Annotated in this window: 17 protein-coding genes; 8 read left to right on the top strand and 9 right to left on the bottom strand. The window is 73.0% G+C overall.

The window, feature by feature from the left end:
• Positions 1–119 precede the first annotated feature (119 nt).
• A complete protein-coding gene (locus FEF34_RS07530) occupies positions 120–599 on the top strand; it encodes an SPW repeat protein (protein ID WP_138052436.1) in 480 nt (159 codons plus the stop codon).
• Positions 600–757: 158 nt separating this feature from the next.
• Positions 758–1,678, top strand: coding sequence for a MurR/RpiR family transcriptional regulator (locus FEF34_RS07525; protein ID WP_138052435.1), 921 nt, complete (start codon positions 758–760; stop codon positions 1,676–1,678).
• A 596-nt stretch (positions 1,679–2,274) separates the two neighbouring features.
• On the opposite strand, the gene FEF34_RS07520 is transcribed toward FEF34_RS07525, so the two are convergent.
• Together FEF34_RS07520 and FEF34_RS07515 are read right to left on the bottom strand one after the other, a co-directional pair.
• Positions 2,275–2,964, bottom strand: coding sequence for a class F sortase (locus FEF34_RS07520; RefSeq protein WP_138052434.1), 690 nt, complete (start codon positions 2,962–2,964; stop codon positions 2,275–2,277).
• A 133-nt stretch (positions 2,965–3,097) separates the two neighbouring features.
• On the bottom strand, positions 3,098–3,874 hold the full coding sequence (locus tag FEF34_RS07515; protein WP_234042317.1) for a hypothetical protein: 777 nt from the start codon (positions 3,872–3,874) through the stop codon (positions 3,098–3,100).
• A 434-nt stretch (positions 3,875–4,308) separates the two neighbouring features.
• Between FEF34_RS07515 and FEF34_RS07510 the strand changes: the two genes are divergently transcribed.
• From FEF34_RS07510 to FEF34_RS07500, 3 genes are all read left to right on the top strand, one after another.
• On the top strand, positions 4,309–4,581 hold the full coding sequence (locus tag FEF34_RS07510; RefSeq protein ID WP_138052433.1) for a hypothetical protein: 273 nt from the start codon (positions 4,309–4,311) through the stop codon (positions 4,579–4,581).
• A 302-nt stretch (positions 4,582–4,883) separates the two neighbouring features.
• Positions 4,884–5,483, top strand: a complete 600-nt coding sequence (gene sigK / locus FEF34_RS07505; protein WP_138052432.1) for an ECF RNA polymerase sigma factor SigK — start codon at positions 4,884–4,886, stop codon at positions 5,481–5,483.
• Entirely contained in the window at positions 5,480–6,304 is an 825-nt protein-coding gene (locus tag FEF34_RS07500; protein ID WP_138052431.1) for an anti-sigma factor, read from the top strand. Before sigK ends, FEF34_RS07500 begins: the two co-directional genes overlap by 4 nt.
• Before the next feature lie 273 nt (positions 6,305–6,577).
• Here FEF34_RS07500 and FEF34_RS07495 read toward each other — a convergent pair whose 3' ends face one another.
• Positions 6,578–7,879, bottom strand: a complete 1,302-nt coding sequence (locus tag FEF34_RS07495; RefSeq protein WP_138052430.1) for a cytochrome P450 family protein — start codon at positions 7,877–7,879, stop codon at positions 6,578–6,580.
• A gap of 106 nt (positions 7,880–7,985) precedes the next feature.
• Here FEF34_RS07495 and FEF34_RS07490 point away from each other — a divergent pair, with 106 nt between their 5' ends.
• Positions 7,986–9,218, top strand: coding sequence for an FAD-dependent oxidoreductase (locus FEF34_RS07490; RefSeq protein ID WP_138052429.1), 1,233 nt, complete (start codon positions 7,986–7,988; stop codon positions 9,216–9,218).
• Between the two features lie 573 nt (positions 9,219–9,791).
• On the opposite strand, the gene FEF34_RS07485 is transcribed toward FEF34_RS07490, so the two are convergent.
• From FEF34_RS07485 to xylB, 3 genes are all read right to left on the bottom strand, one after another.
• Positions 9,792–11,465: an acyl-CoA dehydrogenase family protein gene (locus tag FEF34_RS07485; RefSeq protein WP_138052428.1), complete on the bottom strand. Its 1,674-nt coding sequence runs from the start codon at positions 11,463–11,465 to the stop codon at positions 9,792–9,794.
• Positions 11,466–11,488: 23 nt separating this feature from the next.
• Complete coding sequence (locus FEF34_RS07480; protein ID WP_138052427.1) at positions 11,489–12,106, bottom strand: TetR/AcrR family transcriptional regulator; 618 nt, start codon at positions 12,104–12,106, stop codon at positions 11,489–11,491.
• A gap of 263 nt (positions 12,107–12,369) precedes the next feature.
• The gene (xylB, locus tag FEF34_RS07475; protein WP_138052426.1) at positions 12,370–13,878 is read right to left on the bottom strand and encodes a xylulokinase; all 1,509 of its coding nucleotides are present in this window, start codon (positions 13,876–13,878) and stop codon (positions 12,370–12,372) included.
• 195 nt (positions 13,879–14,073) lie between these two features.
• On the opposite strand from xylB, the gene xylA reads away from it, so the two are divergent.
• Complete coding sequence (gene xylA, locus FEF34_RS07470; RefSeq protein WP_138052425.1) at positions 14,074–15,243, top strand: xylose isomerase; 1,170 nt, start codon at positions 14,074–14,076, stop codon at positions 15,241–15,243.
• An 80-nt stretch (positions 15,244–15,323) separates the two neighbouring features.
• Complete coding sequence (locus FEF34_RS07465) at positions 15,324–16,625, top strand: ROK family transcriptional regulator (protein WP_199800649.1); 1,302 nt, start codon at positions 15,324–15,326, stop codon at positions 16,623–16,625.
• A 322-nt stretch (positions 16,626–16,947) separates the two neighbouring features.
• Here the strand turns inward: FEF34_RS07465 and FEF34_RS07460 are convergent, their stop codons facing one another.
• From FEF34_RS07460 to FEF34_RS07450, 3 genes are all read right to left on the bottom strand, one after another.
• Positions 16,948–18,543 carry a SulP family inorganic anion transporter gene (locus tag FEF34_RS07460; protein WP_138052423.1) on the bottom strand — a complete coding sequence of 532 codons (1,596 nt, stop codon included), beginning with the start codon at positions 18,541–18,543 and terminating at the stop codon, positions 16,948–16,950.
• Positions 18,544–18,650: 107 nt separating this feature from the next.
• A complete protein-coding gene (locus FEF34_RS07455; protein WP_138052422.1) occupies positions 18,651–19,253 on the bottom strand; it encodes a carbonic anhydrase in 603 nt (200 codons plus the stop codon).
• A gap of 181 nt (positions 19,254–19,434) precedes the next feature.
• A complete protein-coding gene (locus tag FEF34_RS07450) occupies positions 19,435–19,833 on the bottom strand; it encodes a hypothetical protein (protein WP_234042316.1) in 399 nt (132 codons plus the stop codon).
• Positions 19,834–19,847: the final 14 nt, after the last annotated feature.

The following is a 19,847-nucleotide window of genomic DNA, read 5'->3' as shown; positions in this document are numbered from 1 at the left end:
GTGCACCGTCCCGCCGGGGGAGTACCGGGGGAGTGCCAGGGGATTGAGGGAATCGCCCGAGAAGCGTTTCATTGCAGGGGAAAGGGGCCGATTTGATGCTTCCGAAGGAGGCGGCCCGCATGACCACACACCAACCGAGTATCGAGCAGCACCCTGATCTCGCAGAGATGCGCGCGCGCTTCGAACGCGCCACCGCGTCGCCGCGCGGCCAGGTGACAGAAACGCTGGCCCTCCTCACGGGCCTCTACCTCGCGGCCTCGCCGTGGATCGTCGGTTTCAACGGCCTCACCACCCTGGCCGTGACCAACCTGATCTGCGGTGTCGCCTTCGCCCTGTGCCTGGGAGGGTTCGGCTCGGCCTACGAGCGGACCCACGCCATGGCCTGGTGCGCCATCGTGATCGGCGCCTTCACGATCTTCTCCCCGTGGATCGTCGCCGGGAACGTCGCCGTCACCGGCAGCGTCGTCAGCAACGTCATCGTCGGCATCGTGGCCCTCTGCCTCGGCGTGGCCATGGCCGCCATGACCGACCGCCCCGCCACGCTGCGCCCCGCAAGGACCTCCGGAAGCCCGAGCCGCGACCTCGGTCCCCTGAGCTGAGGCCACCCGTCCCCGTGAGGGTCCCGGCCGCCCTGACCGGGCGGCCGGGACCCTCCGGTCGTACGACCGGAGCTCCTTCCGGTTGTACGAAGAGTCTCGCGGACGACCACACATGGTGAGCTATGTTGAGCGAGAGCGGGACGAGAGGGAGGCACACGGTGCCATCAGGGCAGCGGGCGCGCGCACAGGCGTCTGCGATCACGCCGGGAAGGCAGACTCCGGACGCGGAGCCGGCTCCTGTGGAGAGGGTCCGTGCGCTGTTCGGCGGACACCGGCTGTCACCCGGGCAGCGGCGTATCGCGCAGTACATCACGGACAACCTCACCGAAGCGGCCTTTCTGTCGATCACCGATCTCGCGGACCGCGTGGGTGTCAGCCAGCCCTCGGTGACGCGTTTCGCTTCGTCGGTGGGCTTCAGCGGTTATCCGGCCCTGCGTGAGGCGCTGCAGCCCATAGCGCTCAGCGCGGTCGCCGGTTCCCCGGAGCCGGGCGAGAGCCATCGCAACGAACTGCAGACGGCGGTCGACGCCGAGATCGCGAACCTGGAGAGCCTGCGCCGGAGGTTCGCCGACACCGGCCAGGTGCTCGAGGTCGGCCGAGAGCTGGCCCGGTCGGTGCCGCTGACGATCCTCGGGCTGCGGATCTCCACCTCGCTCGCCGAGTACTTCGCCTACGCCGCCCGGAGGATCCACCCGGACGTTCGGCTGGTCTCGCGGGGCGGGAGCGTGGCGTACGACGCGCTGCTGCAGTCGCGCGAGGCGGGCGGGACCTGGGTGCTGGCCTTCGCGATGCCCCGGCACGCGAAGGAGACCCTGTCGGCGGTGCGGGCCGCCCGCCGTACGGGTCTGCGGACCGCCCTCATCACGGACCTCACCCTGGGGCCGCTCGTGGACGAGGTCGACGTGGCCCTCACCGCCGGTACCGGCTCGCGGCTCGTCTTCGACTCCTACTCGGCGCCCGGTGTGCTGTCGGCGGCGATCCTCCAGGCGATGGTGGACGCGGACCCCGAACGCACGCAGCGGCGGCTGGAGCAGTACGAGCACGCCGCCGAACAGCACGACTTCTTCCTCGAGGACTGACGGGCAGCACCGGCCACCCCTCCCCCCGGTGGGAGAAAAGAGGGACTTTCATGCCCAGAAGAGCATGAATTTTTTCATGCTCTTGCTTACTTGGCGGTAAATATATTTACTGCGTGTGGCACTGCGGACGACACTCCTCCTCGTCGGCCCCACGGTGTTCTGTTCGGGCAGTCCGCTCCCCTCGGATGCCCCCCGGCGGCTCCGGTCAACCCCTGGGCCGGAGCCGCCGGTCAACAGCCTCACACACCGGACGCCCCCGGCCGTACGGCGCCCGGCGTTCCCCCGGCTGTACGGCGCCCGGCGTCCCCGCCGCACCACAGGACGGCCCGGTCCCCAGGGCCGGCTCCGGGAACCGATCGCCGTACGGGACAAGCTGATCCGGCAACTGGTTCGTCGCGCTTCCCGGGCAGACGCGTCGCGGGAGGAACCCCGGAGGGAATCCGGGACCGCCCCGGAGCGGCGAGCGGGGAACGACCACCGTCATGGGCGCCGGGTCACCTCGCCGGTGCCGGCCGGTCTTCCTGGCGGGCGAAGGGCCCGTGCGAACGCCCCCGGTGTCCGCACGGCCTGTCCCGTGCCGGACCGCGCCCGGTGGTTCAGCCGTTCCTGACGGAGTCGAGATGGGCGAACACGACGACGTTGTCCGTGTAGTCCTTGGTCTTCTTGTCGTAGAGACCGCCGCAGGTGATCAGACGCAGCTGAGCGGTCGGCGCGTCGTTGTAGACCCGTGCACTGGGGAAGGCGGCCTTGCTGAAGGTCTCCACCGTGTCGACCTTGAACGTGGCCACCTTCCGGTCCTGGCGGGTGATGTCGATCTTGTTGCCGGGCTTGAGCGCGCTGAGCGACTCGAACACCGCGGGCCCCGTCATGGTGTCCAGGTGACCCGCGAGGATGGACGTGCCCTTCTCACCCGGGGTGGCACCCTTCCCGTACCAGCCCACCAGGTTCTTGTCGTTGGGCGGCGGCGCGTTCAACTGCCCGGCCTTGTTGAGGGTCAGCACGGTGAAGGGGGCGCTGACCGAGATGGCCGGGATGGCGATACGGGTCGGGACGGAGCGCGGCAGCGGCGGGTGGACGGGAGCGGCCTTCGGTGGGCTGACGGGCGCGGGGGCGGGCGACGCGGGGCGGGCCTGAGGGGTATTGGCCGTCTGGCCGCCGAGCGAGTTGTAGCAGAGCAGCCCGCCCAACGCGGCCGCCAGCACCGGCCACAGGAGGGTCTGGCCGAGGGAGCGGGACGACGCGGGCTCGGGGGGCGTCTGCGAGCCGAGCGGTTGCCTGGCGTTCATGCGAGAGGCCTTTCGTGTGCCGGGACGCGGCGGGGAGATCCGGATCGGGGCTGGGAAACGCATCGCCGCGGCCGCCGTCCGGAGAGGACGGCGGCCGCGACAGCGCAGCGAGCTGCAGGTGATGCGACCTCGATCAGGCCGAGGTACCGGTCACGCCGCGACGGCGCAGCTTCCAGGCGCCGGCACCGATGCCGCCGAGCATGAGCAGCGAACCGGCAGCCAGGCTGCCGTTGTTCATCGCCAGGCCGCCGCCTCCGGCGTCGACGCTGCCCTTCGGGTCGTCGTCGTCATCGTCGTCGTCATCGTCGTCGTAGTCGTCGCCCTTGTCGTAGTCCTTGTGCTTCCACTTCTTGTCGTGGTCGTCCTTGCCGTAGTCCTTCTTGCCGTAGTCCTTCTTGCCGTAGTCCTTCTTTTCGTCGTCCTTCTTTCCGTACTCGTCCTTCTTCGAGTCCTCTTCCTGCTTGGAGCCGGTCTCTTCCTGCTTGGACCCGTTCTCCATCTGCTTGGAGCCGGTCTCTTCCTGCTTGGACCCGTTCTCCATCTGCTTGGAGCCGGTCTCTTCCTGCTTGGAGCCCTGGCCCCACTCGTCGTTCATGACGGATGCGAGGAAGCCGCCTCCGGCGTCGACGCTGCCCTTCGGGTCGTCGTCATCGTCGTCGTCGTCATCGTCGTCGTCGTAGTCCTTGTCCCACTTCTTGTGGTTGTCCTTCTTGTTCCACTTGTTGCCGTAGTCGCCCTTTCCGTGGTCGTCCTTCTTGTCGTCGTCCTTCTTGCCCTCGTAGTTGCCGGACGAAGAACCGTTGTCCTGGCCCCAGTCCTCGGCCAGGGTCATCGCGTAAGCGGTAGGTGCGGCAATCGTCAGGACCGCGGCAATGGCGGCCGAGGCGCACAGGGTGCGGGCAGAGCGCATGAGATCCCATTCCTTTCGCCGCGACTGCGAGGGCTGACACATCGTCGGCTCATCGGATCGCAGCAGCGACGAATTCACCGTCAGACGGATCGCGGCTTCGCACCAGCCGAGAACGTCGCATTCGAGGGACACTGTCCGCTCTTCGGGTGGCGACACGCCGACTATTCACCCTTTGGGCGGCAGCCAGCCGATAGGCGCCTTCGCAGCGCTCTCCGAACCCTTCGCGATGCGGCTCGCGCGGAACGGCCGGAGTGGCCGGCCGGTGCCGCGAATTCCGTCTTCTTCGCTTCGCGCGCCTATCCGGAGACGGCTCGGCTTCGAACTACTCGTGTCACGTGCGCACGGCAGCGACGCCGAGCGGGTTCCGTGTGCGGCGGTCCGGACGGTCTCCCGAAGGGGAAATCCGGAAGGCCCCCGGGAGAGAGGTGGGTCAGATGGGCGTTTCCCTCCGGGTGCGCCGTCTCGCGGCGGCCGCGGCGGCCACGGGTGTGCTCGTCGGCGGGTTGTCAGCGGCGTCCTCGGGCACCGCGGCGGCCTCTTCCGAGCCCCCCGCCCCTGCGCGGGTCTCCCACCTCGCGGGCGACTCCGGGGGCCCGGACTGGGACCGCTGCGAATGGCGTAAGGGCCACTGGAAGCAGAAGTGGGTCAAGGACCAGTGGGTGGACGAGTGGGTCCGGGGACGCTGGGACTGCCGCGACCGCGGCTGACCGGCCGCGACCCTGGGCCGGTCCAACGCACGGCGGGCGACCCCCGAACGAGGGCTCGTGACCGCCCGCCGAGGGCGCGTGGACGGCACGGGGGTGGCCGCTGAACGAGGACGTGTGTGAGTGACGAACAGAGAACCGGGCAGGTGGCGGATGAGAGGTGAACGGTGGACGTGACATGTCACCGGGTACCTCCGGTCTCCCCTCGCGGCTCCAGGCGTGCGGCCCCTTCCGATCAGTGGTGGCATGGTGACGAACGAGCCTGTACGGCACCCCTGGTGCCCACGAGGAGCGAGGGGGCGCGAGTGTCGCCACCTGATGCGGATCCCGACGCCGCCGAACAACTGGCCAAGCTCGGACTGGACGAGCTCATGGTCCTGGTGGGGCGCGGCGACCAGGACGCGTTCGTACCCGTCTACGAGGCGGTCAGCGGCGCCGTACTGGGCCTCGTCCGCAGGGTCCTGAGAGATCCGGCCCAGTCCGAGGAGGTGGCCCAGGACGTGCTCGTGGAGGTGTGGCGGACGGCCGGCCGGTTCCGGCCCGAGCAGGGCAGTGCCCTGACCTGGGTCCTGACGCTGGCCCACAGGCGTGCGGTGGACCGGGTCCGGTCGTCACAGGCCAGGGTCGAGCGGGAGCGCAGAGCAGCCCTGCTGGAGTCCGTGCCGCCGTTCGACGACGTGGTCGAGCAGGTCGAGACCGGCCTGGAGCAGCAGCAGGTCCGGCGCTGTCTGCAGTCGCTGACCGAGCTCCAGCGGGAGTCGGTCGTCCTGGCCTACTACCACGGGCTCACCTACCGGGAGGTGGCCGACTACCTGTCCCAGCCGCTGGGCACGGTGAAGGCCCGGATGCGTGACGGGCTGATGCGATTGCGTGACTGTCTGTACGAGGGTGAGGTGCGGCCATGAGCGAGGTCCGGGACAAGAACGGCGACGAGCTGCACTCCGCCGCCGGCGCCTACGCGCTGCACGCGCTGCCCGAGGACGAGCGGAGGGCCTTCGAGGAGCACCTCGCGTCCTGCGCGGACTGCGCGCGCGAGGTCGCGGAACTCTCGGACTCGGCGGCACGCCTCGCCCAGCCGGTCACGGCCGAGCCTCCGGAGCACCTGCGGCGCCGGGTGCTGGAGCGGATCGCCGTCACCTCCCAGGCCCCGTACGCTCCCCGCGTCCCGCGCGAACAGCCCGCTGGGGAGGTCCCGCACGCCCGGCCCTCCGCCGGCGGGCCGGTTCCGTCCGGCACCGGGCGCTCTCCCGTCCCGCGGATCATGCAACTGGCCCTCGCGGCCTGCGCCGCGCTGGCCGTGGCGTTCGGCGGGGTCGCCGCCTGGCAGTACCAGGCCGCCGAACGGGCGCGCTCCCAGCTGCACTGGGCCGAGGAGCGGTACGCGGGTGTGGCCGACGTGCTCGCCGCGCCGGACGTCGAGCTCCACACCCAGCAGCTTGCGGACGGCGGCACCGGCACCATCGCCGTCTCCCGGAGCCAGGACGCGGCGGTGTTCTTCGCGACGGGAGTTCCGCCGCTGCCCGTCGGGCAGACGTACGCCCTGTGGTTCAGTGAGGACGGCTCCTACCGGCCCGCCGGGCTGGTCAGCGGTGCCGAGGCTCAGGACATGCAGATGCTGAACGGCCCGGTCTCGGGAGCGACGGCGGTCGGCATCACCATCGAGCCGGTCGGAGGTTCGTTGCAGCCCACCAGCCCCCCGTTGGGGATGATCGACATCCCCGCCTGACGGCACCGCACTGACGGCCCGCCCCGGTCCGGCAGGTGGGGTGACGTGTGGACGACCGCGGCTCCGCCGGGCCGGACGCCGTGCGCGTCCGGCCCGGGACCGGTATCGCCACCGGGGCTTCCGCGCATGGTGGAGCGGCACGCCGCGGTCCGGCCCGGGTGCCCCGGGACCTCCCTGAACGAGCCACCCCGCGCAGCCTCGGTCGCGTGGGGCGCCCTGCCCGGCGCGGGGTCGGCTGCCGTCAGCCCGTCAGCCCGTCAGCCCGTCAGCCCATCAGCCCGTGCCGAACGGTGCGATCTCCCCCGGGGCGGACCCGGCGGCGTCCCGTCGTTGTGGGGTGGAGCCGGGGCGGTGCCCGTCCGTGGCCGTGAACGTGACCGGCAGCCGCGCCGGACCCCTCAGCCCGCCCGGCCGCCAATGCAGTTCCTCCGGCGGCACGGCCAGCGCCAGGTCGGGGAGGCGCCGCAGCACGGAGCCGATGGCGATCTGCCCCTCCAACCTGGCCAGCGGGGCCCCCAGGCAGAAGTGGATCCCGTGCCCGAAGGCGAGGTGCGCGTTGTCACGCCGGGTGATGTCCAGCCTGTCCGGTTCGGCGAACCGCGCCGGGTCGCGGTCGGCGATGGCCGAGGCGATCAGCACGGTCGCGCCCTTCGGGACGGTCACCCCGGCGATCTCCACGTCCTCGCGCGCGAACCTCGCGATTCCGGGGTTGACGGGCCCGTCGTACCGCAGGAACTCCTCGACGGCGCCGGGCAGCAGCTCCGGGTCGTCCCGCAGCAGCGCCATCTGGTCGGGGTGGGCGAGCAGTGCCGCGACGCCGCTGCCGATCAGATTGACCGTGGTGATGTACCCGGCGACGAGGAGCAGGAACGCCATGGCGATCAGCTCGTCCTCGTTCAGCCGCTGCTCCTCGTCGCGGGCGGTGATCAGGGCGCTCAGCAGGTCGTCACCCGGCCGGGACCGCTTGTTTGCGATGAGCCCGGTCAGATACGCGCGCATGTGCTGCCACGCCGAGTCCACCACGGCCGGGTCCGGCATCTCCGCCCGGCGCAGCAGCATGTCGTCGGTCCAGCGCTGGAACTCGTGCCGGTCGTCCAGGGGGACGCCCAGGAGTTCGCTGATGACGGTGACCGGGAGCGGCAGTGCGAAGTCCGCGACGAGTTCCGCCCGTCCGGCGGGTAGCAGCCCGTCGAGCAACCGATCGGTGATCTCCTGGATCCTGGGCCGCATCTCCGCCACCCGGCGCGCGGTGAACGCCTTCGAGACCAGCCGGCGCAGCCGGGTGTGGTCGGGCGGATCGGAGCGCAGCATGTTGCTCACCATCGACTCGCGCTCCGTCGAGGGCAGCTGCTGCATCAGCCGCGGGTCCGAGGCGTCGCGGACGTCGCTGCTCAGCCGGGAGTCCGACAGGGCCGCGAGGCCGTCCTCGTAGCGGGTGACCAGCCAGGCCTCCACGCCGCCCGCGATCACGGCCCGCCGCACCGGGCCCTCCTCGCGTAGCCGGCGGTAGAGCGGGAAGGGATCCGCGACGAAGGCAGGGTCGGCGTAGGGCAGAAGGACCGGCTGCTCGCTCATGTTGCCTCCCGGGAAGTGGCACGGCCGTCCGTGCCACGAGTGTCCAGCTTGAGGGTATATGTCCAATTGTTGCTGACCCCGGGATTCCATCGAAGGGAGCGGTTCCATGGATCGGACCACGTGCTGCGTGGTGGGTGGAGGGCCCGCGGGCATGGTTCTCGGCCTGCTGCTGGCCCGGGCCGGGGTGGACGTCACCGTCCTGGAGAAGCACGGCGACTTCCTGCGCGACTTCCGTGGCGACACCGTGCATCCCTCCACCCTGGCGCTGCTGGACGATCTGGGACTGGCCGAGCGCTTCGCCCGGCTGCCGCAGCGCCGGGTGACGACGGTGCAGCTGCCCATCGGACCGGACCGTTCGCTGATCACCGTCGGGGACATCGGCGCTCTCCGGGGCAAGTACAACTACATCGCGATGGTGCCCCAGTGGGACCTGCTCGACCTCCTCGTGGACGAGGCGGGCCGGGAACCCTCCTTCTCCGTCCGGATGAACACCGAGGCGACCTCCTTCCTCATGGAACGCGGGCGGGTGAACGGCGTCCGCTACCGCACCTCCGACGGCCGCACCGGCGAACTGCGGGCCACGCTCACCGTGGCGTGCGACGGCCGGGGCTCGATCGCGAGGACGCTGCCCGAACTCGGCCTGGAGAACTTCAACTGCCCTATGGACGCCTGGTGGTTCAGACTTCCCCGGCACGAGGGCGACCCGAGCGGGCTGGTGGGCGGGGTCGGCGACCGGTTCTTCAGCGCGCTCATCGACCGCGGCGACTACTGGCAGATCGCCGCGCTGATCCCCAAGGGCACCGACGCGCAGCGGCGCGCCGAGGGCCTGGACCGGTTCATGGCACGATTCACCTCCGCGGTGCCCTGGCTCTCGGACCGGACGCACGCGCTCACCTCGTGGGACCACGTGAAGCTGCTCGACGTACGGCTCGACCGGCTGCGGCGCTGGCACCGTCCGGGGCTGCTGTGCATCGGCGACGCCGCCCATGCCATGTCACCGGTCTTCGGCATCGGCATCAACCTCGCCGTCGAGGACGCGGTGGCCGCCGCACGCCATCTCGTCGGCCCCCTGGGCGAGGGCCGGGTGCGCCTCGAGGACGTACGCCGCGTCCAGCGCCGCCGGTGGCCCACCACCGCAGGGACCCAGGCCCTCCAGCGCCTCGCCCACGCCAGGGTCATCGCGCCCCTGCTGGCCGGGGAGCCCGCCTTCGGCAACCCCCGGCTGGCCAAGCACCTGACCGAGCTGATCACCACCTCCCGCAGGCTCAACCGGCTCCCTGCCTACTTCCTCGCCTACGGTGCTCTGCGCGAAAGGCCGCCGGAGGAGTCGGTGCGGTGACGGCGGGCCGGCGCCGCGGGCGGCGGCGCCGGCCCGCCCGCGCGACGCGTTTTCGCCTCGTGCCGGGCGGGCGGTCCGGTGCCGGCGCGGGGCCGGTGCCCGGTCCACGTCTCGGTGCCGGTGCCGGTGCCGGTGCCGGTGCTGGTGCCGTGCCGCGCTGTGCCGCGTCTGTGCCAAGCCGCCGGGCCGTGCGCCGTTGCCGGGCCGTTGCCGGTCGTGCCGCGGTACCGGTCCGCGTCTCGGTGCTGGTGCTGGTGCTGGTGCTGGTGCTGGTGCCGTGTCGCGCTGTGCCGCGTCTGTGCCAAGCCGCCGGGCCGTGCGCCGTTGCCGGTCGTGCCGCGGTACCGGTCCGCGTCTCGGTGCTGGTGCTGGTGCTGGTGCTGGTGCTGGTGCCGTGCCGCCGGGCCGTGCGCCGCTGCGGGCCGACGCTGTCACAGCGTTGCCGGTCGCGCCGCGCTGCAGGGCCGGCGCCGCCGTGCCGTTGCCGGTCTCCAGGAGGTGTGCCGGCACCGGTCCGCTCCGCCCGGCGGGGTCGGGCGGCGAGCCGCGCGCCGGGCGGGAGCGGTCCGTGCCTCAGTGCGTCGCGCCCGGCACCCGGGTGAGGATCTTGGCGAGGTCGGCGGCCGGCGGGAGGGTGCCGAACGCGAAGCCCGTGTCGCCTGCCAGGCGGGAGGCGCAGAACGCGTCGGCCACGGCGGGCGGCGCGTGGCGGACGAGGAGGGAGCCCTGCAGCACCAGGGCGAGGCGCTCGACCAGCCGTCGTGCGCGCAGTTCGGCGTCGGCGGTGAGTACCAGCTCGCCGCGCAGCGTCCGCCACGCCTCGTCAAGTCGTGCGTCCGCGCCCGCGGCCGCCTCGACCTCCGCCCGGAACGCCTCCAGGGATTCCGGCTCGCGGGCGAGTGCACGGAGCACGTCGAGGGCGTTGACGTTGCCCGAGCCCTCCCAGATGCCGTTCAGCGGAGCCTCGCGGTACAGCCGCGGCATGCCGGACGCCTCGTCGTATCCGTTGCCGCCGAGGCACTCCAGCGCCTCGGCGACCGCCGCGGGCTGCCGCTTGCAGACCCAGTACTTCCCGACGGCCGTGGCCAGCCGAAGGAAGGCCCGCTCCTGCGCGTCGCCGCGCTGCGCCCGGTCCGCCGCGCCCGCGACCCGGAGCGCGAGCGTCGTCGCGGCCTCCGACTCCAGCCCCAGGTCGGCGATCACGTTGCGCATGAGCGGCTGGTCGATCAGCTTGGCGCCGAACACGGCCCGGTGGCGTACGTGGTGTGCGGCCTGCGCCAGCGCCGCGCGGGTCCCCGACGCCGAGCCCAGGATGCAGTCGAGCCGCGTCATGGTCACCATGTCGATGATCGTCCGTACGCCCTGCCCCTCCCGGCCGACCAGCCAGGCGACGGTGTCGTCGAACTCCGGCTCGCTGCTGGCGTTGCTGCGGTTGCCGAGCTTTTCCTTCAGCCGCTGGATGCGGAAGGTGTTGCGCGAGCCGTCCGGCAGCACCCGGGGCACCAGGAAGCAGGACAGCCCTCCCGGTGCCTGCGCCAGCACCAGGAACAGGTCGTTCATCGGAGCGCTGGTGAACCACTTGTGCCCCCGCAGCCGCCAGCTGCCGTCCGGTTGTGCGGTGGCCGCGGTGGTGTTGGCGCGCACGTCCGTGCCGCCCTGCTTCTCGGTCATGCCCATACCGGCGAGGAGTCCCCGTTTGCCCCCCGGCGCCCGCAGGCCCGGGTCGTACACCCGGCTGGTGAGCAACGGCTCGTAGACGGCGGCGAGTTCGGGCGCCGACCGGAGAGCTGGCACGACGGCGTAGGTCATGGACACCGGGCAGCCGTGGCCCTGTTCGGCCGAGCTCCACACCATGAAGCCCGCGGCGCGGGCGACGTGCGCGCCCGGCCGGTCGTCCGCCCATGGCGCCCCGCCCAGGCCCTCGCGGATCGCCACGTCCATCAGCGAGTGGTACGAGGGATGGAAGTCGACCTCGTCGATCCGGTTGCCGTAGCGGTCGTGCGTGCGCAGCTCCGGCTCGTGGCGGTTGGCCTCCTCGGCCCAGCGCAGGACCTGCTCCGATCCCGCGAGCCTGCCGAGGCGGTGCAGGTCGTCCGCGTACCAGCCGGCACCCTCGCGCCGCAGTCCCTCGAGCAGTACGGGGTCCTCGGCGACGTCGTGACCGGTGAGCGGCGGCGGCTGGTTGGTCACCTCGTGCGTACGGGCTGTCGGTTTGCTGAGCGGGGATGCTTCCGTGGTCGCGGGCATGCGGGTCCTCCGGGGTCGTCGGGTCATGCCGCGGGCCGGGCGCCCGCGCAGCGCAGGGACATCGCCACCAGTTCGTCCACCAGTCGGCCGGCCTCGGGACCCTCCGCCGGAGCGGCGAGCGGGTCCACGAGCACCTCGCCGATCGCGCCGGTCAGCGCGGCCGCGGTGATCTCCGGGTCCTGGCGGGGGAGCAGCCCGGCGTCGACGCCCTCCCGGACGACCTCGGCGAACACGGCGCGGTAGCGGCGCCGGAACTCCAGGCGCTCCTGGCCGACGGCCGGTTCGGCCGGTGCGGCGAGCAGCGCGTGCGCCAGTCCGCGCCGCTCCATGGCGCGGCGCGCGAAGACGCCGACACCGAGGGCCAGCCGCTCCACCGGGTCGCCGGTGCCCTCCCGGAGTACCTCGCCGAGGACGTCGACCTCGTGGCCCGAGGCCCGGCGGAACACCTCGACGGCCAGCGCCTGCTTGGAGGGGAAGTGCTGGTAGACGGAGCCGACCGACATGCCGGCGGCGGCGGCGACCGCGGTGACGGACGCGTTCGCCCATCCGGCCTCGGCGACCACGGACGTGGCGCGTTCGACCAGATGCTCCCTGGCGGCGGCCAGACGGTCCTCGACGGCGGGCGTCCTGCGGTAGGGCATGGAAACAGTGAACCACCGTTCAGAGCTTTCGGCCAGATCTGCGGGCCGGGGCCCGAGGCGGGCACGCTCCGTCGGCTGCCGTGCCCTGTCGTTGCCGTCGGGGCCCGCAGTGCCGCGTCCACGGCCTCGTGCCGGTGGGGAACCTCGTGCCGGTGGGTAACAAGGAAGTGGTCACCCGGCAGACCGCTCCAGGCGTTCGGGCGGCAGATTTCGACCGGCGTCCTCCGGCCGGGCGCCCGCCCGCGGACGCGACCCCGGGCCCTTCAGTCGCCCGCTCGCCCGGCCCGCGCCGTGACGTCTGCGAGCACGGCCTCGATGCGCCGCCACGCGGCCTCGTCCCTCGGGACGGCGGGCAGTTCACGACCGCGCCCCGTACCCCACGCCGTCGCGACGGCCACCGGGTCCCGTCCGGACGCCGCGCCCGCCGCGAGCGCGGCGGCTCCCAGCGCGACGAGCTCCTCCGACTCCGGGATCAGCACGGCGCGGCCCGACAGGCGGCGCACGGTGTCGACCCAGAACCGTCCCCGCGCGCCGCCCCCGATCAGCCTCAGGGGCCGCTCGTGCGCGCCGGAGCCCTGCGGGCCGCCGTACGCCGCCCCGTCGCCGAGGGTGGATTCGCCGAGGGGGAGCTGGTCGAGGGCGTGCAGCACGGTGAACACCGCGCCCTCGTAGGCCGCTCCCAGCAGTTGACGCGGCGTGGTCGTGTGCCGCAGTCCGGTGAGCAGCCCCGAGGCGTGCGGGAGGTCGGGGGTGCGCTCACCGTCGAGGTACGGCAGCAGCACCGCCTCGCCGCCCGGTTCGGCGTCCTCGCGGTCGAGCCCGAGCAGGGCGGCGACCTTGTCGACGGCGAGTGTGCAGTTGAGGGTGCAGGCGAGCGGCAGATGGCCGCCGTCGGTGGTGGCGAAGCCGGCCAGCGCGGGCGACGCGGGGCGGGTGCGGGTGGCCGCGAAGACCGTGCCGGAGGTGCCGAGGCTGACCACCGGGTGGTCGAGCAGCCCCGCACCGCCGAGGCCCAGCCCGACGGCCGCCGCCATGTTGTCGCCCGTCCCCGCGGCGACGGCGACGCCCTCCGGCAGCCCGAGCGCCTCGGCCGCGGAGCGGGTCAGGGATCCGATCCGCTCGGCGCCGCTCGCGGCGACGGTCGGCAGCAGCGCCGGATCGAGGTCGAGGAGGCCGAGCAGTTCGGGGTCGTACCCGCCGGTGGCGGCCGAGTACCAGCAGGTGCCGGAGGCGTCGCCGGGGTCGGTCGCGGCGGTGCCCGCGAGCCGCTCGGTGAGGAAGTCGTGGGGGAGCCGTACGGCGTCGGTGGCGTCGGCGGTCCGTGGTTCGTTCTCGCGCAGCCACCGCCACTTGGTCGCCGTCATGGAGGCGACGGGTGCCGAACCCGTGCGGGCCGCCCAGGCGTCCGCGCCGCCGAGGGCACGGGTGAGGGCGGCGGCCTGCGGGGCGGACCGGGTGTCGTTCCAGAGCAGTGCCGGACGCAGCGGGCGCCCCGCGGCGTCCAGGGTGACGAGCCCGTGCTGCTGTCCGGCGACCGCGATCGCCGTGACGGCGGAGGCCGGGGCCCCGGATGCGTGCAGGGCAGAAGCGACGGCCTCTCGTAGGGCCCGCCACCACTCCTCGGGATCGGTCTCCCGGGCCCCGCCCTCGCCCGTGACGGTGTGCGGCGAGCGCCCTGCGGCGAGCAGGCGGCCGGAGTCGGCGTCGATGACGACGGCCTTCGTGGACTGGGTGGAACTGTCCACGCCGATGACGACGGGCGATGACGGCACTGCGCACCTCACTGGGCTAATTCAGTCTGTCGTAAAAACAAAATATGTCGAGGTCATCGGAGGTCGTCAAGCCCAGCATAACGGGGCAATCTCGACGTCTGCGAGCCATGGGGTATGGCTTGGCAGGGGGTGAGCTCTGAGGTATTGATAAGAGGTAAAACAAATTCCGGACAGTCGTCTCCCAAGGGGCACACCATGTCGGAGAAGTACGCTCCCACCGCGCAGGACAAGTTCACCTTCGGTCTGTGGACCGTCGGCTGGCAGGGCCGGGACCCCTTCGGCGAGGCGACCCGTCCGGCCCTCGACCCGGTCGAGTCCGTCGAACGGCTGGCGGCGCTGGGCGCCTACGGTGTGACCTTCCACGACGACGACCTGATCCCCTTCGGCGCCGGTGACACCGAGCGCGAGGCCGCCGTCAAGCGGTTCCGCTCCGCCCTGGAGCGCACGGGCCTCGCCGTGCCCATGGCGACCACCAACCTCTTCACGCACCCCGTGTTCAAGGACGGCGCCTTCACCGCCAACGACCGCGACGTCCGGCGCTTCGCACTCCGCAAGACGATCCGCAACATCGACCTCGCCGCAGAGCTGGGCGCCACCACCTATGTCGCCTGGGGCGGCCGGGAAGGCGCCGAGTCCGGCGCGGCGAAGGACGTGCGCCTCGCCCTGGACCGGATGAAGGAGGCGTTCGACCTGCTCGGCGAGTACGTCACCGAGCAGGGCTACGACCTGCGCTTCGCCATCGAGCCGAAGCCCAACGAGCCGCGCGGCGACATCCTGCTGCCCACCATCGGCCACGCCCTCGCCTTCATCGAGCGCCTGGAGCGCCCCGAGCTGGTCGGCGTCAACCCGGAGACCGGCCACGAGCAGATGGCCGGACTCAACTTCCCGCACGGCATCGCCCAGGCGCTGTGGGCGGGCAAGCTCTTCCACATCGACCTGAACGGCCAGTCCGGAATCAAGTACGACCAGGACCTCCGCTTCGGCGCCGGCGATCTGCGCCAGGCGTTCTGGCTCGTCGACCTCCTGGAGACCGCCGGTTACGAGGGCCCCCGCCACTTCGACTTCAAGCCGGTGCGCACCGACGGCTTCGACGGGGTGTGGGAGTCGGCGAGGAACTGCATGCGGAACTACCTGATCCTCAAGGAGCGCGCCGCCGCCTTCCGTGCCGATCCCGAGGTCGGGCAGGCGCTGGCCGCCTCGCGGCTCGACGAACTCGCCCGGCCCACCGCAGCCGACGGTCTCCGGGGCCTGCTCGCCGACGCATCCGCCTACGAGGAGTTCGACGTGCGGGCGGCGGCCGAGCGCTCCATGGCGTTCGAGCGACTCGACCAGCTGGCGATGGAACACCTGCTCGCCGTGCGGTGACGGCGGGATAGGTTTCCCTGTCGCCCTTTGACGAGCTGAAGTCCCCGGCCGGAACCACGCGGCCCGGGCGGATGGGGAGCGTGAACGTGTCACAGAGCGCCGCAGCAGCGGCCGCCCGCGGCCCGGGCCGGGCACCGTCCGACCAGGTGGCGGTCCGCCGGGCCAACCTCGTCCGCGTCCTCGGCGAGGTGCGCTCGGCCGGTCCGCTGTCCCGGGCGACCGTGGCCCGGCACACCGGGCTGACACGGGCCACGGTGTCCAGCCTCGTGGCGGAGCTGATCGAACGCGGGCTGCTCCGGGAGACGGACTTCCAGCAGGACGGGAGCGTCGGGCGCCCCGGGCGCCGTCTGGAGATCGACGGACGGGCGGTCGCCGTGCTGGGGCTGGAGGTCAACTCCCGCTATCTGGCGGCCCGGTCGACGGATCTCGCCGACGGCACCCGGCAGGAGCGGCGCGTCGTCCACGACGCCACCCGTGAGGGCGCCGAGCGCACGATCCGCGCGCTCGCCGGGATCGCGGCCGAACTGCTTGACGAGGCGCGGGCCGCGGGAGCGCACACGGCGGGCATCGGCGTCGCGGTGCCCGGTCCGGTGGACGCCGCCGACGGTTCGGTGCGGGCCGCGCCGAATCTCGGCTGGCGGGACGTTCCCGTCGCCCGGCTGCTGCGTGATCATCTCGGACTGCCGGCCGAGGTGCCCGTCGTCGTCGACAACGAGGCCAATCTGGCGGCACTGGCCGAACGCGGCCGCCCCGGCTCCCGTGCCGCCGATCTGGTGTACGTCACCGGCGAGGCGGGCATCGGCGCCGGCATCGTCGCGGACGGCGGGCTGCTGCGCGGTGCGGGCGGCTTCAGCGGCGAGCTGGGCCATCTGCAGGTGGACCCGGCGGGGGAGAGGTGCGCCTGCGGGCGAACCGGCTGTCTGGAGACCAAGGTCGGGCTCACCGCCGCGATCCGCACCGCCGCGCCGGATCTGGCGGACGGACCGGCGGGCGCGGTCGCCCTCGACCCCCAGGAGCTCGCGGCGGAGTTGCTGCGACGGGCCACCGAAGGGGACCCGCGGGCGCTGGGCGGGCTGGACGAGATCGGTCGCTGGCTCGGCATCGGCCTGGCCATTCCGGTCAATCTGCTCAACCCCGAGGTGATCGTGCTCGGCGGCTACTTCGCGACGGTCGCCCCGTACCTGCTGCCCGCCGCGATGCGGGAGCTGAGGGAGCGGGCCGTGGCCGGCGACCCCGCGGTCGCCCGGGTCACCGGATCCGCCCTGGGCTTCACCGCCGCGGTGCGCGGCGCTGCGGGCGTCGTCGTGGAGGAGGTCTTCGCCGACCCGGCCCGCCTGATTCCTCCCGCTGCCGGGGTGGCGGTTCCGGGCCTGCAGGGCTGATGCCGGTGATGGCGCCGGGCAGGTCGGTCGGCGGCCGACCAGGGGCAGGCGGCGGCGTCCGCACACATGTGTGCGGACGCCGCCGCCTTGCCCCCGCGGGTCGGTCGGCCCCCTGATCGGCCGGCTCGGCCGCCAGGTGCTCCGCCACGCCCGAGCACGCGAGCCGGCGGCCCGTCTGCCCGGAGGTCCCGCAGCGGTCGGCCCGCTGGCGCGGTCCGCGCGCACGGAGCCCCCTGTGCCGGCGGCCGAAGCGTCCGCAGTCCCGGGGGCGGTCCGTCCGGCGGGTGGCGCGTTCCCGGCACCGGACGAAGCGTCAGGCCCGCTACGGCAGCGGCCCCTTGGGACGGTGTCCGGCCGAACCCCGGCCCGGACCGCCCGCGCCGCCCGCCGTACCGGCCGTATCCGGGCCCGCGGACGCTTCGGCCGCCGTACCGGCCCTGTCCGGCCCGCCCAGGACCCCGGCCTCCGCGTCCGGCCGGGAGATATGGGCGTTGCGCTCGTCGGCCCAGCTCTGCAGGGCGGTCATGCACGCGTGGTCCAGATGGCGCACCCCGGAGAGGTCGAGCTCCACATGCCGCTGCGGCAGGGCGTCCAGGGTGTCCAGGATGCGGGGCAGCCGCAGGAACGTGGCGTTGCCGCTTAGCCGGACCCGGACAGGCCCGATGCCGCTGTCGGACACGGAGATGTGGACGTGGGACATGGCCCAGGCCGTCTTGACGACGGCGAGGAGCAGACCGATGAGCACGCCCTCGAACATGTTCGTCGTCACGATCGCCGCCGCGGTGACGACCAGGATGACCGCCTCGCCGCGGTGGTCCCGCCACAGCGGCCCGATCTCCTTCACCGGGATCAGCTTCCACCCCGCGTGGATCAGGACGCCGGCGAGCGCGGCGGTCGGGACGTAGGAGAGCGCCTGCGGGAGGAAGGCCGCGAACAGCAGCAGCCACACGCCGTGGAGCACGCGGGAGAGCTTGGTGCGCGCACCGGCCTGGACGTTCGCGGAGCTGCGCACGATCACCGCGGTCATCGGCAGGGAGCCGAGCAGACCGCAGACGCTGTTGCCCGCCCCCTGCGCCATCAGCTCCTTGTCGTAGTCGGTGCGGCGACCCGAGTGGAGCCGGTCGACGGCGCTCGCGCTGAACAGGCTCTCGGCCGAGGCGATCAGCGCGAACGCCACGACCGTGGCCGCGAGTCCTACGTCGGCGAGCCGCGTCGCGTCGGACAGGCCGGGCGGCTGGATCGCGTGCAGCAGCCCCGTGACCTCGACCCGTGCGATGGGCAGGTCGAACAGGGCGGTCAGAGCGGTGGCGACGCCCACCGCGACCAGCGCTCCCGGCACCACCCGCGCCCGTCCCGAGACCCGCGGCCACACGGCGATGAGCCGCGCCGTTCCCACGCCCACGGCGAGGGCCAGGAGTGCGTTCTGCGAGGTGACGGTGGCGAGGACGAGCCGCGGCAGACCCGCGAGGTCGGCCAGTCCGCCGCCCGGAGCCTTGGCGTCCGCCAGCGCGTAGAGCTGGCCGGCGATCAGGACCAGCCCGATACCGGCGAGCATGCCCTGGACGACGGCCAGGGAGATCGCGCGGAACCACCGGCCGAGCCGCAGGGCGCCGAGCACGAGTTGGATCAGCCCGGCGCCGAGCACGATCACGCCGAGGGCGGGCAGCCCGTAGTCGGACACCGCCGTGAAGACGAGGACGGTCAGTCCCGCGGCGGGGCCGCTGACCTGGAGGCTGCTGCCGGGCAGCAGCCCGGTGACCAGACCGCCGACGATGCCGGTGATGAGGCCGAGTTCGGCCGGGACGCCGGAGGCGACGGCCACGCCCACGCACAGCGGCAGGGCGACGAGGAAGACGACGAGGGAGGCGGTGACGTCGGCGCGGAGGGTGCGCCGTTGCTCTGCAGTGATCAGGGGCATGGCGTTCTTTCAGGAGGTGAGGAAGGAACGTCGTGGGCGTCCGGGCCGGTGCGGCGGGCACCGCGGTGCGCGGCCGCCGGCGCCGGCGGCCGGGGTGCCGGCCCGGATCACAGGGGCCGGAAGGTGCGGCCGTCCGCCGCGCAGGCGAGGACCTCGCCGGACTCGACCGTGTAGAACCAGGCATGCAGCCGCAGCCGGCCCGAGTCCAGCCGCCGGGCGACGCAGGGGTAGGTCCGCAGATGGCCGAGCTGGGTGAGGACGTGCCGCTGCACGGCGGGCGTCAGTTCCTCGCCCGTGGACGGCTCGGGCGCGTCGTGCCCGGTGCGGTGCCCCGCCCTGGTGAGCCAGCGCCGTACCAGCGGCATGCTCCGGACGTCCTGCTCCCGCAGCAGGCCCTGGACGGCGCCGCAGTGCGAGTGCCCGCACACGACGATGTCGGGCACTTCCAGGGCCTCCAGGGCGAACTCCAGGCTGCCCCCGACGGCGCAGGCCGCCCGCGGCTGCCAGGGCGGGACGATGTTCCCGGCGGTGCGTACCTCGAACACGTCGCCGGGCCGGGCGCCGGTGATCAGCGAAGGGACCACCCGGGAGTCGGAACAGGTGATGAACAGCGCCTGGGGCCGCTGCCCCCGCGCGAGCGCCGCGTAGGCGTCCTGCTGGCCCGCGATCCGCGCGGGGAACTGCCGGGCGTGCTCGATGAGTGACTGCATGGTCGTACCTCGGTCTCTTCGATGCGGAACGGGTCTGCCTCGTCGAAGAGGGGTGCGCCGCGGTGGCCCTGACGCCTCGTGACGAGGGCGTCGGCCGCACCGGACGTCCGTCCCGGGGCGCGCGGGGGCTGTGTCCCGGCGGCTCGGGGGGAGGGTCGGCGTCCGGTGGCGCACCTGCCGGTCAGCAGCGGAACGACTGCAGGGTGCTCAGGGTCGGCGCCGGTGCGGCGCCCGGGTTCCGGCTGTGTCTCGCGGTCCAGGCCGACGTACCGCGCGGGGGGCCCGTCGTCTCGTCCGGGGCGCCGCCGCCGTGGCCCGTGTTCCCGTAGCCGGGGCCGGCGGGGGCCTGGGCGCCGAGCGGGGTCAGCCGCGAGGGATGGTTGCGCGGGTCGTACTCGTCGTGGTGGAGCCCGGCGCCGTCGGCGCGGACGACCACGGCCGCGGTGTGGGGGTTCCTGTTCTCGGTCGAGACGACGGCCGCCTCGGCCCGGGGTGCGTCAGGGGTGGCGCACAGCGGAGTCACCACGTGCAGCAGCACCGCGCAGATCAGCAGAACGCCCGCTGACACACGTGAGATCACCGCCGGACTCCTTG

This window comes from Streptomyces marianii (genome assembly GCF_005795905.1).
In the GTDB taxonomy this organism is placed as follows: Bacteria; Actinomycetota; Actinomycetes; order Streptomycetales; family Streptomycetaceae; genus Streptomyces; species Streptomyces marianii.
This window is presented reverse-complemented; position numbering and strand designations above follow the sequence as displayed.

Bases quoted from the DNA above. Each gene is read 5' to 3' on its own strand.
- FEF34_RS07460 (WP_138052423.1), bottom strand. From the start codon at position 18,543: ATGCCCCTGATCACTGCAGAGCAACGGCGCACCCTCCGCGCCGACGTC.
- FEF34_RS07500 (WP_138052431.1), top strand. From the start codon at position 5,480: ATGAGCGAGGTCCGGGACAAGAACGGCGACGAGCTGCACTCCGCCGCC.
- FEF34_RS07490 (WP_138052429.1), top strand. From the start codon at position 7,986: ATGGATCGGACCACGTGCTGCGTGGTGGGTGGAGGGCCCGCGGGCATG.
- FEF34_RS07455 (WP_138052422.1), bottom strand. From the start codon at position 19,253: ATGCAGTCACTCATCGAGCACGCCCGGCAGTTCCCCGCGCGGATCGCG.
- FEF34_RS07520 (WP_138052434.1), bottom strand. From the start codon at position 2,964: ATGAACGCCAGGCAACCGCTCGGCTCGCAGACGCCCCCCGAGCCCGCG.
- FEF34_RS07515 (WP_234042317.1), bottom strand. From the start codon at position 3,874: ATGCGCTCTGCCCGCACCCTGTGCGCCTCGGCCGCCATTGCCGCGGTC.
- FEF34_RS07485 (WP_138052428.1), bottom strand. From the start codon at position 11,465: ATGCCCGCGACCACGGAAGCATCCCCGCTCAGCAAACCGACAGCCCGT.
- FEF34_RS07510 (WP_138052433.1), top strand. From the start codon at position 4,309: ATGGGCGTTTCCCTCCGGGTGCGCCGTCTCGCGGCGGCCGCGGCGGCC.
- FEF34_RS07495 (WP_138052430.1), bottom strand. From the start codon at position 7,879: ATGAGCGAGCAGCCGGTCCTTCTGCCCTACGCCGACCCTGCCTTCGTC.
- FEF34_RS07530 (WP_138052436.1), top strand. From the start codon at position 120: ATGACCACACACCAACCGAGTATCGAGCAGCACCCTGATCTCGCAGAG.
- FEF34_RS07480 (WP_138052427.1), bottom strand. From the start codon at position 12,106: ATGCCCTACCGCAGGACGCCCGCCGTCGAGGACCGTCTGGCCGCCGCC.
- xylA (WP_138052425.1), top strand. From the start codon at position 14,074: ATGTCGGAGAAGTACGCTCCCACCGCGCAGGACAAGTTCACCTTCGGT.